Genomic DNA, 17,993 nt, shown 5'->3' with positions numbered 1-17,993 from the left:
GTGCAGAATCGATGAATTGCCGCTAAAGCCAGACATATCAAGGCGCGTCGCCTGACCTCAGCTCATATCTAGCAGTGCAATATTGAATACCCCCCCACACAATTAGCCCATAGAAAAAACATAATAATTAGTGCTAAAAACTTACATAATTTACCAAATATAAAGAATATTATTAATACCGATACAAACAAAGAAACAAATAATAATTCACTCAGCATTAAAATTTTAGGTATAAATAAAAGTGGTAATGTACCTAAAATCAAAGCAATAGAAGCCATTGTCATCGAAACAGACAATTTCCCATTAAAGATTAAATTACATTTTTTGATTGAATTATTTAGCCATCTTATTATGTAGATGATATTTTTTATCAACTTTTGTATCCCTACATAGCGTTTATTTGCTTTAGTTTATTTATTCCTATGAATTTTTTAAGTCTCTTTGTTTTATTTTTCGTAGCGCTTCCCAATATGTTTTTTACTGATAAAAATATACATATTAGTTTGCGAGGAGCTTCGCAAAACACGTATATATCTCTAAAGCTGCTTTTGGATTTATTTTATTATTTCTATAGGCTTTAAAAGTATAGAAGCGGTGTTGGTGTTGGTGTTGGTGTTGGTGTTGGTGTTGGTGTTGGTGTTGGTGTTGGTGTTGGTGTTGGTGTTAGCTAGATATAAAAAACAGTGCCGTATAAAATACAAGCACTGTTTTGATGTAATAATTAAGATCTACAGCCTGATTATTGGCCGTAAATATTTACACGATCACGTAATTCTTTACCTGGTTTAAAATGAGGAACATATTTACCTTCTAGTTCCACTTTATCACCAGTTTTTGGGTTACGGCCAACGCGTGGAGCACGGTAGTGAAGAGAAAAACTGCCGAAACCACGGACTTCAATACGCTCACCGTTAGCTAACGTATCCGCCATATGCTCAAGAATTTCCTTTACAACTTCCTCAACGGTTTTTGCTGAAAGATGAGACTGCTGGCTAGCCAGTCTTTCAATTAATTCAGACTTGGTCATAGTACCTCCCTAAACTACCGTTACAAAGGGGCAACGCTACTGTTGCCCCCACTTAATTATTCGCCTTTAGCTGCTTTGAAAGCTTCAGCCATAGCATTGTTGCCGAATGCTGTATCTTCTTGTTTGTTCACAGCTGCGACAGCGTCTTTCTCATCAGCTTCGTCTTTAGCGCGAACAGACAGGTTGATTACACGGTTTTTACGATCAACACCAGTGTATTTAGCTTCAACATCATCACCAACGTTCAGAACCAGTGTTGCATCTTCAACACGGTCACGTGAAGCTTCTGATGCACGCAGGTAACCTTCAACGCCCAGTGTCAGCTCAACAGTTGCACCTTTAGCATCAACTGCGATTACTTTACCAGTTACGATTGCGCCTTTCTTAGTTGCTGCTAAGTAGTTATTGAATGGATCTTCAGCTAACTGTTTAACACCTAAAGAAATACGCTCACGCTCTGCGTCGACTTGCAGAACAACAGCTGCGATTTCATCACCTTTTTTGTATTCACGAACTGCTTCTTCGCCTGCAACGTTCCAGGAGATGTCAGACAGGTGAACCAGGCCATCGATGCCGCCGTCCAGACCGATGAAGATACCGAAGTCAGTGATAGACTTGATTTTACCTTCAACGCGGTCGCCTTTGTTGTGAGTTTCTGCAAATTGCTGCCATGGGTTAGATTTGCACTGTTTCAGGCCCAGAGAGATACGACGACGTTCTTCATCGATATCCAGAACCATAACTTCAACAACATCACCAACGTTAACAACTTTAGATGGGTGGATGTTTTTGTTAGTCCAATCCATTTCTGAAACGTGAACTAAACCTTCAACGCCTTCTTCGATTTCTACGAAGCAGCCGTAGTCAGTCAGGTTAGTAACGCGACCAGTCAGTTTAGTACCTTCTGGGTAACGTTTAGCGATTGCGACCCAAGGATCTTCGCCCAGTTGTTTCAGACCCAGAGAAACACGAGTGCGCTCACGGTCGAATTTCAGAACTTTAACATTGATTTCATCACCAACGTTGACGATTTCGCTTGGGTGTTTAACACGTTTCCAAGCCATGTCAGTGATATGCAGCAGGCCGTCAACACCGCCCAGATCAACGAATGCACCGTAGTCAGTAAGGTTCTTAACGATACCTTTAACTTCCATGCCTTCTTGCAGATTTTCCAGCAGTTGATCGCGCTCAGCGCTGCTTTCAGATTCAATTACAGCACGACGAGAAACAACAACGTTGTTGCGTTTCTGATCCAGCTTGATTACTTTGAACTCAAGCTCTTTGCCTTCCAAGTGAGTAGTATCACGAACTGGACGTACATCAACCAGTGAACCTGGTAAGAACGCACGAATACCGTTCAGCTCAACAGTGAAACCACCTTTAACTTTACCGTTGATAACACCAGTTACAGTTTCAGCTTCTTCGTAAGCTTTTTCCAGCATCAGCCATGCTTCATGACGTTTAGCTTTCTCACGAGACAGGATAGTTTCACCGAAACCATCTTCTACTGCATCCAGAGCTACATCGATTTCGTCGCCAACTTGGATTTCTAGCTCACCCTGAGCATTTTTGAACTGTTCTACTGGGATAGCAGATTCTGATTTAAGACCTGCGTCAACAAGGACTACGTCTTTATCGATGGCAACAACAGTACCACGGACGATAGAACCAGGACGAGTTTCAATATTCTGCAGGGATTCTTCAAAGAGTTGAGCAAAAGATTCAGTCATATTAATGATCTTCAAGAGTTTTAAATTAACGTCCACTTAGCTTCCCGCCAAATGGGGTTGTTTCACATACCCCACAACATTCCATGTCGCAAGGTTGATGCTATGCTAATAATATAATCACATAGCGGTAACTGCGTATATTATCTAATTATAAGCTAAAATAAAGCCTATTATCACGATAATTGTAGAATTTTTTTTGCATAGGTGTGTGCTTTTTCAATAACTTCCTCAATAGACATACTTGTGGAATCCAGCACTAATGCGTCTTTCGCGGCAATAAGAGGTGCAACAGAGCGATTACGATCACGAAAATCTCGCTCTTCAATTTCGCTTAAAAGACGTTCAAAATTAACATCAAAACCTTTTTCTTGCAACTGCTTCATCCGCCGATGAGCACGTTCTTCAGCTGACGCATCAAGAAAAATTTTTACTGGGGCATCGGGGAAAACCACCGTTCCCATATCACGGCCATCGGCAATAAGTCCAGGTAGCGTTCTAAATGCACGTTGGCGTCGAAGTAAAGCTTCACGTACGCGAGGAAAAGTTGCTGTTTGGGATGCTGTATTCCCTACTGTTTCGGTTCTAATTTGATTCGAAACATCTTCCCCTTCCAGAATGACTTTCAGTACATTATCTTCAGGAACAAATTTCACATCTAAATTTGCAGCCAAAGGAACTAACGCATCTTCGGATTGGATATCAACATGGTGATGTAACGCAGCTAACGCTAATACACGATAAATTGCGCCAGAGTCTAAAAGCTGCCATCCAAATTCGTTTGCTAATGCTTGGCAAAGTGTACCTTTACCTGCTCCGCTTGGTCCATCAACGGTGATTACAGGGGCTATCGCCACCATATAAAAATCTCCTTTTCTGCAAATAGCCTAGCTACCCGCAATTAAAATCTGTGAAGGTATTATACCAATTCAGTAGATTTGTGAAATAAGCAGGTTCTGATGATTGCTAAAAAATAAGAGAAAATTGATGTTTGGATCGTAAAAATCAGGTTGATATCGAAGAAAATAATATCAACCCAACCAATAGATTAATGACTTAAACGTGCCAACTGTTCGAAGTAATCAGGAAAAGTTTTTGCAGTGCAGCCGGGATCCAAAATTGTTACTGGCGTATCTGATAATGCAACTAACGAAAAACACATTGCAATACGATGGTCGTTATAAGTTTCAATTTCAGCATGCTGTAATTTTTTCGGTGGAAGGACACGAATATAATCATGTCCTTCTTCCACTTCAGCGCCAACTTTTCGTAACTCTGTCGCCATCGCATATAACCGGTCGGTCTCTTTTACTCGCCAGTTATAAATATTACGAATAACCGTTTCGCCTTCAGCAAACAGAGCAACCGTTCCAATAGTCATTGCCGCATCAGGGATCGCATTCATGTCCATATCAATACCTGTCAACGTTCCTCGTTCACATTCAACGTAGTCATCACCCCAACGAATAGTCGCGCCCATTTTTTCTAATACGTTGGCAAATTTAGTATCCCCTTGCAAACTATTACGCCCAATTCCTGTTACACGCACTACGCCTCCCTTAATGGCAGCCGCAGCGAGGAAATAAGACGCTGATGAAGCATCACCTTCCACTAAATATTCACCTGGTGATTGATATTGTTGCTGCCCTTTGATAACGAAATGTTCATATTGATGATTTTCGACATTAACACCAAATGATTTCATTAATGCTAACGTGATATCAATATAAGGTTTAGAGACTAACTCGCCAATAATTGTAATTGTTGTATCTTGCTCTGCACGTGGAGCCGCCATTAACAATGCAGTTAAAAACTGGCTGGAAACAGACCCATCGACTGAAATTTGACCACCGATAAAACCACCTTTCAAACGTAGTGGCGGGTAGTTTTCCTGCTCTAAATATTCAATTTCTGCGCCACCTTCCCTTAATGCATCGACCAAATGCCCAATTGGGCGCTCTTTCATGCGAGGCTCACCCGTTAAAATAATATTATTGTGACTTAGTGATAATGCAGCAGCCAGTGGGCGCATTGCCGTTCCGGCATTGCCTAAAAATATCTCTAGAGCATTTGGATGAGATAAGTTTCCGCCTAAACCTTCCACACGACAACGTGTTTTATCTTCCGATAGTTGGTAGCTAACGCCTAACTGGGTTAATGCATTCAGCATATGGCGAATATCATCACTGTCCAATAAGTTAGTGAGTGTGGTCGTTCCTTTAGCCATCGCTGCTAATAATAGTGCGCGGTTTGAGACACTTTTTGACCCTGGCAAATTAATTGTGCCGTTAATTGAAGAGATAGGTTGTAATGTCAGGGATTGCATAAAAAGCAGTTTCTCCAGTGAAGTTTTGCAAGTAAATAAAATCTGGCTCTATTTTCTTTTAAGTCAAATGTAAAGAGCACAAATAACCGACTGAACATCCTATTTCAGTCGGCAAATCTCATTATTGAGCGTTATGACGTTCGAAATCAGCCATAAAATCAACCAAAGCCTGTACACCCGCTAATGGCATCGCATTATAGATTGACGCACGCATACCACCAGCCACTTTATGGCCTTTTAGAGAAAGTAAGCCTTGCTCTTTGGCTCCATCAATAAATTTCGCATCAAGAGCCGGGTTTTGCATTTGGAACGGTACATTCATCCAAGAACGGTTTTCAACCGCAACACGGTTAATGTAGAACTGGCTATCATCAATTGCATTGTAGAGTAATTGTGATTTTTCATAATTACGCTTAGCCATTTCTTGCAAACCACCTTGTTCTTTTAACCATTTGAAGACCATCCCCGCAAGATACCAAGCAAAGGTCGGTGGGGTATTAAACATTGAATCGTGTTTTGCCAATACCGTGTAATCAAATACAGATGGAGTCTGAGGCGAAGCTTTACCGAGCAGGTCTTCTCGGATAATAACGATAGTTAATCCAGCTGGCCCAATATTTTTTTGAGCTCCCGCATAAATGACACCATAACGACTTACATCAATCGGTTTAGATAAGATAGAAGAGGAATAGTCAGCAACAATAATTTTATCTTCAGGGAAGTCAGGTTCTTCATGAATAGCTAAGCCACCAATGGTTTCATTTGGGCAATAGTGGACATAAGCGGCATCATCACTTAATGGCCATTCTTTCATGGGTTTTAAACTCACAACACCGTCTTTTTCTTCAGTAATTTGAATTACATTAGGTGTGCAGTATTTTTCAGCTTCTTTTGCTGCTGACTCTGACCAATAGCCACTCACAATATAGTCAGCGGTCGTTTTATCACCTAATAAATTCATCGGTAACGTAGCAAAATGGGCTCGAGCCCCACCGTGACAAAATAAAACTTTATAGTTATCAGGAATGTTTAATAGATCACGTAAATTTTGTTCTGCTTCTGTTGCCACTTCGATAAAGTCTTTTCCGCGATGGCTAACTTCCATGACAGAAACGCCTAATCCCTTCCAATTACAAAACTCTTGTTCAGCACGACGCATGACTTCAACAGGTAGCATAGCTGGGCCTGCACTGAAATTATAAACCTGACTCATTGACCTCACCCTATCCATCTTCAATTATGGTTAATAAAATTCACTCAGATACTTAAAGTTGTACCACTCCAAGCCTTTAGCTGCAACGGTTATTGTCAGCAAGCCCAAAAATGAAAGGGGGGTTATTTTTTGATAATGGAAAAAAGAATTTTGTTAATCTTGTCACACTCTCGACAAGCACAATTTTATGGAGAAATTAACAATAAATAAGCGATAATATCCCGAATTACATCATTGCGCTGTATTTCGGGATATTCATTGAAATGTCTTTTATAAAAAATTAAAAAATTAGCGAATAACTTTGCTTACGATCTCAATCGCTTCTTTTTCTATTTGGCGTAAATGCTCTTCTCCGCGGAAGCTTTCACAATAAATTTTATACGCTTCTTCCGTGCCTGATGGTCTTGCTGCGAACCAGCCATAATCAGTCATGATTTTTAAACCGCCAATTGGTGCATTATTACCAGGGGCAGCAGTTAAACGCTGTGTAATTTTATCTCCAGCCAATGTATCTGCTGCAACCATTTCCGGTGATAATTTACTTAGCTTCGCTTTTTCCTCGTGAGTCGCTTTCGCTTGAATACGGTTGTAAATCGGTGCGCCAAATTTCTTAGCGAGGTTATTATAACGTTGCTGCGGGTTTTCACCCGTAACCGCCGTAATTTCTGCAGCGAGTAAGCAAAGAATGATACCGTCTTTGTCTGTTGACCAAGGTGTGCCATCGAATTTCAAAAATGATGCCCCAGCACTTTCCTCACCGCCAAAACCTAGCTGGCCGCTGAATAACCCATCAACAAACCATTTGAACCCTACTGGTACTTCAACTAATTCACGCCCTATATCGTTAACAACACGGTCAATCATCGCACTTGAGACAAGGGTTTTCCCTACCGCAACATTTTTTCCCCACTGAGGGCGGTGTTGGAATAGGTAGTCGATTGCCACAGCAAGATAGTGATTTGGGTTCATTAAACCATCGGGGGTGACAATGCCATGACGGTCATAGTCAGGGTCATTAGCGAAAGCTAAATCAAATTTTTCTTTCATCCCAAGCAAACCCGCCATTGCCCAACTTGATGAGCAGTCCATACGGATGACACCATCATGGTCTAAAGGCATAAAACGGAATGTTTGGTCTAATTGGTCATTTACGATTTCAATATCTAATTGATAATATTCAGCAATTTTTTTCCAGTACTCAATACCAGAGCCGCCTAGAGGGTCAACGCCAATTTTTAAACCAGACTTAGCAATTGCTTGCATATCAACAACTTCACCTAATGCAGAGACATAAGGCATAACCAAATCTTTCTGAATGACGTACTCACTCGCCATCGCGCTATCAAAGTTGGTTCTTTTAATCCCTTCAAGGTTATTGGCTAGCAATTGGTTAGCATTTTTCTCAATGACAGACGTTAAATCGGTATCTGCCGGCCCACCATTCGCAGGATTATATTTAATACCGCCATCTTCAGGTGGGTTATGTGATGGTGTAATAACAATACCATCCGCAACATCTTGATGTGATTGGTTATAACTTAAAATGGCATGAGAGACAGCAGGCGTTGGGGTAAATCCATTATTTTCCTGAACAATAACATGAACTTGATTTGCCGCTAAGACTTCAACCACAGTGATAAATGCCGCTTCTGATAACGCATGGGTGTCTTTCCCCACAAAACAAGGGCCTGTTACGCCTTGCTTTTTGCGTAAATCAGCTATCGCTTGTGCAATAGCTAATATGTGGTTTTCATTAAAGTTTTTACGCAATGAGCTACCACGATGCCCTGATGTTCCAAACTTAACAGCTTGAGATGCATTTCCAGGTTGTGGTTGCTGCGTATAATATTGAGCGGTTAATTGAGCGACATTGATCAAGTCACTTTGAAACGGAAGCTGCCCTGCACGTTCATGTATTGTCACTTGTTTTCTCCCAAAGCACTGATGCTTTGTTATCAACATCAGTGGCCTTTCAGTTTTTAAATAGTATTACAAACTTTTTCAATCACATTGGTTGGAAATTGCATTTCCTGCATAATCGCATCAACCATACTACGTTTACGATTCGTATTCGTATTTGTGATCACCCAATACGGTGTCCCAGGAATATGGCGAGGCTTAGATTGTTTACCGGCTGCAAGTAATGTTTGCTCATCGCCAGCAAAATAAATACGAGTTCGACCATGCATTAACTCTGTTGCACTCGCAAAACGATTCGCATCTAAACTATATAAAGTAGATAAAATCAACATAAAGCGGTCAATCGCTTTATTTTTTTCTGCATAAGCGTCAGATAACAGGAGCTCTCTAATGACCCTAACAGGATTTAATGCAACAGCAGGTATACTCGTCGCAGGTTCAGCCTTAATAACAGCATGTTCCTGACTCATTTCTTTTGCTTGTACTGGCTGCCCGGATTTGAAATTTAACATACGGCGCAAAATATCCGATGCACTTTCACCGATATGCTGTGTATGGCTTGCAATATAGCGGTAAAGCTCTTCATCAACGTCTATCGTTTTCATTTTTTCCCAGTACTTATTTAACTAAAATTTGCGGTGTGATTATAAGACAGATTTAAAAAAAACAAAACAATTAAAATTTCAATAACTTAAAGTAAACATTATTCTAAGTTCGAAGATAATTCAGTAGGTTATCATGCCATTACTTTCAGTATTTCACCTCCGTGGCCAAATTCAATTTTCTCAAATTTACTGGCGATGATCCTCTTAGTTATCGCCCCATTAACTTGCCTCAACCAAGATTGCAGTTTATTTGACCATTTGGATTTTACTCAGAGCCGTGACATGATAAGACCACATGTACCGCTGACGAATTGATCAAACAAATATGACTGTATTACTTAACCATACTATTCATAAACCTGAAAATCCAATCTCAAATAGCCCAGTAGTACTCATCCATGGGCTATTTGGTGACCTCAACAACTTAGGTGTTTTAGGGCGTAATTTACAACAATATTTCGATACGATTCAAATTGATGTTCGTAATCATGGTGACTCATTTCGTGATGAGCAAATGAGTTACCAGCAAATGGCTCAAGATGTTATTACATTAGTAAAATCTTTAGGTTACGAAAATGCTATTTTAATTGGCCACTCAATGGGGGGGAAAATTGCCATGGCAGCAACCGCAATAGCCCCTAATTTTATTGATAGCATCGTTGCGATTGATATGGCGCCCGTCGCTTACCAAGTCCGTCGTCATGATAAAATATTTGCAGCTCTTGATGCGGCCATAGCAAAAAATGCGAAAACTCGCCAAGAAGCTACCGTGATTATGCATGATTACATTAATGAGGATGGCGTAATCCAATTTCTGCTTAAGTCGTTTAAACAAGGTGAGTGGAAATTTAATTTACCCGCTCTCAAAGCTAATTATGAAAGTATTATTGGTTGGGAAACAGTACCTGCTTGGGACAAACCCGTGTTGTTAATCCCCGGAGGAAACTCCCCCTATGTGCAAGCTGAATATAAAGAACAAATCGCACAACAATTTCCGCAAGCCAAAGCGTGGGTTGTCGCTGATACAGGGCACTGGGTTCATGCAGAAAAACCAGACCATGTTTTAAGAGCTATCCATCGTTTTTTATCTATCCCCGAATAATTAATTACATTTAAATATAGATATTGAAAAGACATATAACTTTTCAATATCTTTAAATATATTTGTAGTTAAATATAATTTCTTTATTAACTACATAATAAGACTAACTTCAATACACAGCGAATTACAAACCCTGTATTATCCAAATTCCACCCTATTTTATTGTTATCTACTGTATATTTTATTAATGCACAATTTAACTTTAAAATTAAAATAACTTAAGGAATTTATTAATATAGAAAATGGATAGTCTCAAATTAGAATCGACATTATACTTTATTAGTGTTATTGCTAAGTTGTCAGGGGGAATAAACCCTAAAGAACTAGAACAAACACTCAATAAACCTATTGGTTACAATGAAAAACTTAACATTATTAAATCAAAGTACTCCATTCGCTGTAGGAATAAACATCAGAAAAATAAAAATCTAACTAAAATAGTTTGCCCTGCTATTTTATATAATGTCAAAGGAGAAGCCTTTCTATTAGCTAACCGCAACCAAGAGCAAGTGCTCGTTCAGCAATTTGGAAATACCCCTCCAGAAATATGGAGTATTGAAGAACTGAATCAACAATGGAGTGGCCATTGGTTACAGGTAAGCCTTAAACAGGGGCAATTTGACATCACTTGGTTCCAAGTTGAATTTATGAAATATAAATCCATTATTTTGTGGGTTCTATTCTTTTCATTTATATTGCAAATCCTCGCATTAGTATCCCCTATAGTTATGCAAGTTATTATGGATAAGGTGCTCGTTCACAATAGCTTAGTCACCTTGGATGTTTTAATTTTTGGGTTAATGATAGCAGCACTAATAGAAGTGACGCTAAAAGGGTTACGTGAGTACATTTATCATCATACAGTTAACCGTATTGATATGACACTTGGCTTAAAACTGGTTAATCATTTACTTAGACTACCTATTCCCTTTTTTAAAAGTAGGCAAATAGGCGCAATTGTCACCCGAGTGAAAGAGCTCGAAACTATTCGTGAATTTTTAACCAGTAGTTTTTTCACTCTATGTGTAGATGTATTATTTTTATTTGTATTTATTTTCGTGATGAATTTAATTTCCGCAACACTCACAATAATATTTCTGTGTTCTATTCCATTTTATCTTTTATTAGCTTGGTGGTTAACGCCTAAAATTGAATCCGCAGCACAACAACAGTTTACCAACATCGCCATCAATACCTCTTTTTTGACTGAAAGTATTAATGGAATCGAAACCGCGAAAAGCTTATCCGTAGAACCAAATTTTACTCGTCGCTGGGACGGTCAAACCTCTGATATGAGCCAAACTAACTTTGTATCAGGGCAAATAAGCTCGCGTTCTGAACATTTGGTGATGGCTATTGAAAAAATCACCAGTGCGATTGTTTTGTGGGTTGGTGCCTCTGAAGTTTTAGCATTGCAAATGACGATTGGCCAGCTTATTGCCTTTCACATGATGGTTAGCCACGCTAATCAGCCTCTCATCAAACTCACTAAACTATGGGGGGACTACATTCGAACCCGTGTCGCTATCGAAAAACTCTCCCAAATTATCAACTTACCTATCGAACAATCTCAGCAAGAAAATAAATTGCCCCTTCAAGGGCATTTAAATTTAAAAAATATTTCGTTCCGTTACCAACCAAACATGCCGTTTGTTCTAAAAAACTTTAATTTAAATATTAAAGCGGGAGAAACCATTGGCATTGTCGGTACGTCCGGGTCAGGTAAAAGTACCCTTGCTAAATTGTTACTACGGCTCTATACCCCTGAGAGTGGCACCATTTTCGTGGATAACACGCCCATATCCGCGATTAACTTACACTCCCTTCGTCAACAAATTGGCATTGTGCTGCAAGAGAATTTTTTATTCAGCCAATCCGTTTTTCACAATATTGCTCAAACCTCACCGGATGCTTCCATGGACGAAGTCGTTCATGCGGCCAAAATGGCGGGAGCACACGATTTTATTTTGAAATTACCCAAAGGTTACGACACCGTTCTTGCCGAGGGAGGAACATCCCTTTCTGGCGGTCAACGCCAGCGCATTGCTATTGCTCGAACACTACTCTCTAATCCTAAAGTGATTATTTTTGATGAGGCAACTAGCGCGTTAGATGACGAGTCCCAAGCCGTTATTCAAGAAAATATGCATATTATTGCAAAAGGAAGAACCATCATCACAATTGCTCATCGCTTATCAACCATTCGCCATCACCAGCGGATCATTGTGATGCAAAATGGGGAAATCATTGAGCAAGGTAGCCACCAGCAACTTATTGAACATGTGGGGGGGTATTCAATATTGCACTGCTAGATATGAGCTGAGGTCAGGCGACGCGCCTTGATATGTCTGGCTTTAGCGGCAATTCATCGATTCTGCACTACCGCGCCAATTTTGAGGAAAAATAGGAAAAAACGCGCTATTTTTCGCACTATTTTGAATGGTATTTGAAAGGGTTTTAAAAGACTTTTAAATACTTTTAATTTCTAAAAATAAAGCTAATCTTAAAATAAGTAATATTGCTGATAATTAGCAAGGTAAATTATATTTGAAACCTTGATATCATAAAAAACCAAGCCAGATAACGTATTGATTTTATCCGACCTGGTTTTGTGTTGGATTAGTTACATCGTGTTTGGAACTGGCTTCAGGTGCCCCTTTTTTGGCTTCTTCAAATGCTTCATGAAGGCTTAACAACCGAGTTTTTTCTTCTTCGGTTAAGGTTAAAAATTTAGCATCTAGATCATCATCTAGTTGCAGAATGGCTGAAATTCCCCTCGTATATATCACTTTCATAAACTTATCCCGTTGTTCTTCTGATAAATAGGATAGAACGCGTTCAAGTTCAGAATGCCTTTGCTCGTTAATATCAACGATATGTTCGTTAATATTAGATGGCATGTAATCGCCGTTTTCATCTCCTGTCGCAAGCCAAGACACTGAGCATGAGCAAGCATTGGCTATTAAAGCTAAGCGATCTAATGTCGGGTAAGACTCTCTTTTTAAATACTTTCTTATTGTAGATTCTGATAGGTATGTTTTCTTAGCAAGCTGGTTGTTGCTAGGTATATTTGCGTGAACCATTGCCTCTCGTAATCTTTCTGGAAAACGGTTTATTCCTGTTAATAGAAAAATCCGTTCATGGTTTTTTGTAGTTGCATCGGTCTTTTCCTTGGAATCATTTGAATTCATTAGCTATTTCCTCTTTAAATTTCAATTCGTGAATAATAACGAAAAAACCGATGATTATTGTTGACTTCGGTTTTTTTGTGATCGTATATTTTAACGAGTTAGATAATCTCTTTTAATTATCTAAATAGATAAACAGTAGAGGATTACACAATGCAGTTACCGAAACAAGATTTGACTCATTTGTTTATTGATTTTGGGCGCGACTGGGAGAGTGACGCAATTCTTACTGCCTTGAAAAAAAGAGGAATTTCAATCAAGGAAATCGAAGAAAAAATGGGAGTGAAGAAAAATTGTGCTCGAAATGTGTTCTATCGCTCTTACCCAAAAGCTGAGGAAATTATTGCGGATGCTATTGGTGTAGAACCGTACGTAATTTGGCCTAGTCGTTATTCTTCTGAAGCTCAGGCTTCCGCTTAGTTGGGGTTTATTATGTCCATATGGGTTACAGCTCAAGAATGCATCGGATTACCTGGCTTACCAAGTATGGTGCATAACATCCGCAATAACTTGGATAAAGCATCTGGTGGTTATGATGAATTTAAACGTCGAAGAGATGGATCTAAAGCATTTGAATATCATGTCGATTGCTTGCCTATAGAAGCGCAAGAAGTAATTAAATCACGCTTTTTTGAACAAGCATTAGAAACGCAAGTCCCTGTAATTGTTGAACCAAGTGAAACTAAAACACCACGTTCAACACAGTTAGCAACCAATTTAGATCTCATGCGTCAGTGCCCTGCATTGCTTGACCGTAAAGTAGGAGAACTAACTGGAAATCAAAAGGATATCGCTGATGCTCGCGCCATACTTGCACAGGAAGTGTTGAAGCTGATTGGATTAGGCTCAAGCAGAACCGCAGCAGTCAAAATGATATCTGAACAATCGCGTGATCATACTCTGCCGCCACATTTACAGCGTGCCGCAGATGCTGCTAATGCCCGCAAAGGAACTAGCCGCAAAGGTGTTAGTGTTCGTTCATTGCAAGAGTGGGTAACGGTATATCAATCAACCACAAATGGCGCTGAGCGTTTAGCTTTATTGGCTCCTGGTCATCATAAAGCCCGTAAAGCTGAGCATATTGGATGGCTGCCTGCATTCTTGGTGTATTGGCGCAATCCTATAGGTTTTAACATGAAAGAATGCTATCGCCGTCTTTGTCTTGATTGGACTGAAACATTTGCAGATCAACCTGCAATGCTTAACGCCATGCCTAGCTATGACGCAGTTCGTCGCGCATTGGATAAGCTTCCTAAACGTGAATTAATGCGTGGTCGTGTTACGGGTTCGGCAGCAACGTCTTTAGAGCCTTACCAAAAGCGTGACTGGTCACAGATACCTGTTAACGGATGTTGGATATCAGATGGTAAGTCTATGAATATGAAAATAGCTCATCCTATTCATGGGCAACCATTTATTCCTGAGTTAACGCTAGTGCTGGATGGGCGAACTCGGTTTGTTGTGGGGTGGAGCTTGTCACAATCAGAAAATGCAATAGGTGTAGCAGAAGCTTATGCACATGGGATTGGTCGGTATGGAAAGCCACTATTTGTGTATTCAGATAATGGCGGTGGTCAGAAAAACAAAATGCTTGATGAAAAAGTTTTAGGGATTTTTTCACGTATGGGGATTGAGCATTTAACAGGTATTCCAGGGCATCCACAAGCACGCGGAATTATCGAGAGATTAAACGGTGTTATTCCATTAAGAGTTGCACAACGGTTCGCTACATACAACGGAAGTCATGCTGATAGGGAAATGGTTCGTGTTTTAGATAGAAATATAAATTCAGCTGTTAATGCTAAAAAACAAAATAAGCAATTAGACACACGTCAAAGTAATGCGTTAGCCAAGTTGCCTTCATGGAACCAGCTTATGGATGCGGTTCAGGAAGAGATAGATAAATACAATAATAGTCATGAACACAGTGAGTTACCAAAATATAACGGTAAGTATCTAACCCCTGCACAGTATCGCGCTGCGCTTCTTGAAGTAGAGGGGGATGATATTGAATATTTATCAGAAATTGAATTAAGGGAGCTATTTAAACCGCAATATATCCGTACCTGCTCACGCGGTTGGATTGAGCATAACAACAATGAGTATTTTGCTGAAGAGCTTGGTGATTTTGATGGGCAAAAAGTTCGCATTGGCATTGATATCCACAATGCAAATTACATCAACATTTACCGTATGGATGGCAGTTGGATATGTAAAGGTATCTGGAATGGTAATAAGCGCGCTGCAATACCAATAAGCGAAATTGAGAAGAAACAAAAAGAGAGATCTCAGCGTCAACTTAAAAACTTTGAAGGAAAAATTGATGCTATTAAACAAGAAACCCGTGCTGTTATCGAACATAAACCTGATTTTAGTGGTTTCTTGCCATCAGAGGCTGCCACCTCTGATGATAAGCACTTTGCATTTTTACAATCTGACTTAACACGCAATAACAAAAAAGCGATAAACGAATAGGAGTTTTACCATGAATGTACTTCAAGAACTCATTGAGTTTATGGAATTAAAAGGCTGGAAGCAAGCGCATATTGCCCGTAATTCAGGGTTAAGTGGTTCTGTGATCAGTCAGTACCTTAAAGGTATTTATGATGGCAATGTCAGTGCAGTAGAAACAAAAATCGTCCAAATGATAGAGCGTGAGCGTGAAAAGGAAAAAAACCGCCGCTTGCGTCCTGAATTTGTGATGACAGGCACCGCTAGTCAAGGCATTGAAGTTATCCGTATTGCCCACTTAGATGGTGATATTAACGTTATCTACGGTGATGCGGGAATGGGTAAAACCATGATGGTGCGACAGTACGCCAAACAATACAGTGATGCGGTGTTGATTGAAGCTGACCCAGGTTATACCGCACGTGTCATTTTAGAGGAGTTAGGTAATCAGTTAGGCGTCGATGTGCGCGGTAATATGCATGACCGCAGTGAGGCAATCATTAAAGCGTTACGTGATTCTGGTCGTGTGATCTTAGTCGATGAAGCTGAAAACTTGCCTTATCGCGCACTGGAAACCTTACGTCGTATTCATGATAAATCGGGTGTGGGTGTTGTTCTGGTGGGTATGCCGCGTTTGATCATCAACCTTAAAGGTAAGCGTGGCGAGTACAAGCAGCTCTATAGCCGTGCAGGATTTAAATTGGAGATGGGCGATAAGTTACCCGAAGAAGATATAAACCAAATAGCAATCAGTACGTTACCTGAATTAGAAGAGCAGCCCGATTTACTGGCGGCTCTCTATAAAGGCTGTGATGGTAATGCCAGACGTTTATTTAAGTACCTGCGTGGTGTGGCTCGTTCAAGCGATATTCATAAAACGCCAATCACGGTTGGGATGATTAAACAATTCTCGAAGATGTTGATTAATTAGGCTTTGCATTGTTTTTGATTGAGTGTAGTTGCGCTAAATAAGAATCAAGATTTTTTACATAGGTTTTAGATTCAGGATATTCGGATTCAATACTAACAGCAGCGTGAGCTATGTGTCTGTATAGATTGTTAATGTTTTCATATGACTCAAGCGCAAGAACCTCAACCATTGAATGAATTTTTACTTTTATTTCATCAAGTGTGTTTTGTAAGTTTTGGTTTGTTTGTGTTGGTTCGTTGGTGTCGTCAATAACAAGCACAGTTTGGAAAATTGCATCCATTACGGTTATTGCAGTTATGAGATCGTCTTCGATTGCATCAAGTTGACTACGGCTAGTTTCATTCTGTTTACGCATTGTTAGCACCTTTAATAGTAATAATTTGAATATTAATAGAGGTTAGCATGGATATCACAATTACAGCAGAAAATCAGTCCGTTATCTCAAAGTTTATGAGTGCTGACTTGGTTTCTAAAGAGTTAACGGATTTAGGTCTTACTGTTCTAGATACCTCAATTCGTGATGGTAAGGCACTTATTCAGGTAGCGCGTCATGATTACTGTGATTCGCTTATTAACCACGGGAAAGCAAGTTACGTTTATGTATCAGGTGTTAAATGCGGCATTTTTAAGTTCGGTCAATGTCGTGTTTTTTGGTCGGAATCAATTCATTAGGGGGCATTATGGCAGCAAAAATCACCATTGTTATTAAAGAGAGCAAGTCTGGTGAATTTGACTTCAAGATCACCGGAGACAGCATTGAGGGAACTGCAACATTTAGTGAAATGCAAACAGCAGATTCGCTAATGCAACGTATTGATAGCGCAATAAATGTTTGGAAACTACGATTATCTGAGGAAAAACGCAATGAGCACTAATCCAAAGCAATTTACACAACATGATGTACCAGAAGGTTACTGGCGTGATGCTAAGGGTATTTTAACCCCTGTCGATTTAATTAAACCTATTGATATTCAACGTGATGGTTTAGTGGGTGATCTAATTGTACAGGCTATTCAAATTAGTGAGTTATTACGCCAATTTAAATTTACTGCATTTGGTGATATCGTGGCCTTTGTTTCACTTTCAGCAGAGCAGTATGGTGTTAGCGTGGGCGGTAAAAAAGGAAATGTAACGCTCTATTCTCATGATGGCCGTTACAAAATCCAGCGTGCAATGCAAGACCGTATTGCTTTTGATGAGCGTTTACAGGGCGCTAAAGAGTTGATTGACGAGTGTTTAAAGGATTGGGTTCAGGGGGCTAAAGCTGAGATCCATTCGATTATTAACCAGGCATTTGATGTTGATAAGGAAGGAAGCGTAAATACGGGCGCGGTTCTTTCTCTACGCCGATTAGATATTAAAGATGCTCGTTGGATTAAAGCTATGGAAGCCATTGGTGAAGCATTACAGGTCATTGGTAGTCGTGCCTATATCCGTATTTATGAGCGTGTTGGTGATAATGATCAGTACGTGCCTATTCCTCTTGATATTGCGGGGGTGTGA

General features: G+C 39.8%; 17 protein-coding genes. 8 read left to right on the top strand and 9 right to left on the bottom strand.

Going from position 1 to position 17,993, the window contains the following annotated elements; all coding sequences use genetic code 11:
- Positions 1-739: 739 nt before the first annotated feature.
- The 7 genes from ihfB to seqA form a co-directional block, all read right to left on the bottom strand.
- Positions 740-1,027: an integration host factor subunit beta gene (gene ihfB / locus G6Q48_RS18915; protein WP_166268040.1), complete on the bottom strand. Its 288-nt coding sequence runs from the start codon at positions 1,025-1,027 to the stop codon at positions 740-742.
- A 56-nt stretch (positions 1,028-1,083) separates the two neighbouring features.
- On the bottom strand, positions 1,084-2,757 hold the full coding sequence (rpsA, locus tag G6Q48_RS18910; RefSeq protein ID WP_004909559.1) for a 30S ribosomal protein S1: 1,674 nt from the start codon (positions 2,755-2,757) through the stop codon (positions 1,084-1,086).
- Positions 2,758-2,930: 173 nt separating this feature from the next.
- Positions 2,931-3,614: a (d)CMP kinase gene (cmk, locus tag G6Q48_RS18905; RefSeq protein ID WP_102138480.1), complete on the bottom strand. Its 684-nt coding sequence runs from the start codon at positions 3,612-3,614 to the stop codon at positions 2,931-2,933.
- 188 nt (positions 3,615-3,802) lie between these two features.
- Positions 3,803-5,080: a 3-phosphoshikimate 1-carboxyvinyltransferase gene (gene aroA / locus G6Q48_RS18900; protein ID WP_166268038.1), complete on the bottom strand. Its 1,278-nt coding sequence runs from the start codon at positions 5,078-5,080 to the stop codon at positions 3,803-3,805.
- A gap of 121 nt (positions 5,081-5,201) precedes the next feature.
- A complete protein-coding gene (serC, locus tag G6Q48_RS18895; RefSeq protein WP_102138478.1) occupies positions 5,202-6,293 on the bottom strand; it encodes a 3-phosphoserine/phosphohydroxythreonine transaminase in 1,092 nt (363 codons plus the stop codon).
- A 288-nt stretch (positions 6,294-6,581) separates the two neighbouring features.
- A complete protein-coding gene (gene pgm / locus G6Q48_RS18890) occupies positions 6,582-8,216 on the bottom strand; it encodes a phosphoglucomutase (alpha-D-glucose-1,6-bisphosphate-dependent) (protein WP_102138477.1) in 1,635 nt (544 codons plus the stop codon).
- A 56-nt stretch (positions 8,217-8,272) separates the two neighbouring features.
- Positions 8,273-8,818 (bottom strand): replication initiation negative regulator SeqA, encoded by a 546-nt coding sequence (gene seqA / locus G6Q48_RS18885; RefSeq protein ID WP_102138476.1) that lies wholly within the window; start codon positions 8,816-8,818, stop codon positions 8,273-8,275.
- Between the two features lie 325 nt (positions 8,819-9,143).
- On the opposite strand from seqA, the gene ybfF reads away from it, so the two are divergent.
- On the top strand, positions 9,144-9,920 hold the full coding sequence (ybfF, locus tag G6Q48_RS18880; protein WP_102138475.1) for an esterase: 777 nt from the start codon (positions 9,144-9,146) through the stop codon (positions 9,918-9,920).
- Positions 9,921-10,162: 242 nt separating this feature from the next.
- Positions 10,163-12,232, top strand: coding sequence for a peptidase domain-containing ABC transporter (locus G6Q48_RS18875; protein WP_166268036.1), 2,070 nt, complete (start codon positions 10,163-10,165; stop codon positions 12,230-12,232).
- Positions 12,233-12,514: 282 nt separating this feature from the next.
- Here G6Q48_RS18875 and G6Q48_RS18870 read toward each other — a convergent pair whose 3' ends face one another.
- Complete coding sequence (locus G6Q48_RS18870; protein ID WP_166268034.1) at positions 12,515-13,111, bottom strand: helix-turn-helix domain-containing protein; 597 nt, start codon at positions 13,109-13,111, stop codon at positions 12,515-12,517.
- A gap of 150 nt (positions 13,112-13,261) precedes the next feature.
- On the opposite strand from G6Q48_RS18870, the gene G6Q48_RS18865 reads away from it, so the two are divergent.
- The 3 genes from G6Q48_RS18865 to G6Q48_RS18855 are packed head-to-tail and all read left to right on the top strand — an operon-like array spanning position 13,262 to position 16,490.
- Entirely contained in the window at positions 13,262-13,528 is a 267-nt protein-coding gene (locus G6Q48_RS18865; protein ID WP_166268032.1) for a helix-turn-helix domain-containing protein, read from the top strand.
- Positions 13,529-13,540: 12 nt separating this feature from the next.
- Complete coding sequence (locus G6Q48_RS18860) at positions 13,541-15,583, top strand: Mu transposase C-terminal domain-containing protein (RefSeq protein WP_242685841.1); 2,043 nt, start codon at positions 13,541-13,543, stop codon at positions 15,581-15,583.
- A gap of 10 nt (positions 15,584-15,593) precedes the next feature.
- Positions 15,594-16,490 carry an AAA family ATPase gene (locus tag G6Q48_RS18855; protein ID WP_166268030.1) on the top strand — a complete coding sequence of 299 codons (897 nt, stop codon included), beginning with the start codon at positions 15,594-15,596 and terminating at the stop codon, positions 16,488-16,490.
- On the opposite strand, the gene G6Q48_RS18850 is transcribed toward G6Q48_RS18855, so the two are convergent.
- Positions 16,483-16,845, bottom strand: coding sequence for a hypothetical protein (locus G6Q48_RS18850; RefSeq protein WP_166268028.1), 363 nt, complete (start codon positions 16,843-16,845; stop codon positions 16,483-16,485). The two genes, G6Q48_RS18855 and G6Q48_RS18850, sit on opposite strands and share 8 nt — an antisense overlap.
- Before the next feature lie 47 nt (positions 16,846-16,892).
- On the opposite strand from G6Q48_RS18850, the gene G6Q48_RS18845 reads away from it, so the two are divergent.
- Genes G6Q48_RS18845 through G6Q48_RS18835 form a run of 3 tightly spaced genes read left to right on the top strand, consistent with a single transcriptional unit; the run spans position 16,893 to position 17,993 of the window.
- The gene (locus G6Q48_RS18845; protein WP_166268026.1) at positions 16,893-17,162 is read left to right on the top strand and encodes a hypothetical protein; all 270 of its coding nucleotides are present in this window, start codon (positions 16,893-16,895) and stop codon (positions 17,160-17,162) included.
- An 8-nt stretch (positions 17,163-17,170) separates the two neighbouring features.
- Positions 17,171-17,365: a hypothetical protein gene (locus tag G6Q48_RS18840; protein ID WP_166268024.1), complete on the top strand. Its 195-nt coding sequence runs from the start codon at positions 17,171-17,173 to the stop codon at positions 17,363-17,365.
- Positions 17,355-17,993 carry a DUF3164 family protein gene (locus tag G6Q48_RS18835; RefSeq protein WP_166268022.1) on the top strand — a complete coding sequence of 213 codons (639 nt, stop codon included), beginning with the start codon at positions 17,355-17,357 and terminating at the stop codon, positions 17,991-17,993. Before G6Q48_RS18840 ends, G6Q48_RS18835 begins: the two co-directional genes overlap by 11 nt.

It is taken from the genome of Providencia sp. M-27, assembly GCF_011077905.1.
GTDB classification, from domain to species: Bacteria; Pseudomonadota; Gammaproteobacteria; order Enterobacterales; family Enterobacteriaceae; genus Providencia; species Providencia huaxiensis.
The sequence above is the reverse complement of the archived record's forward strand: the minus strand, read 5'-3'. Positions and strand labels throughout refer to the sequence as shown.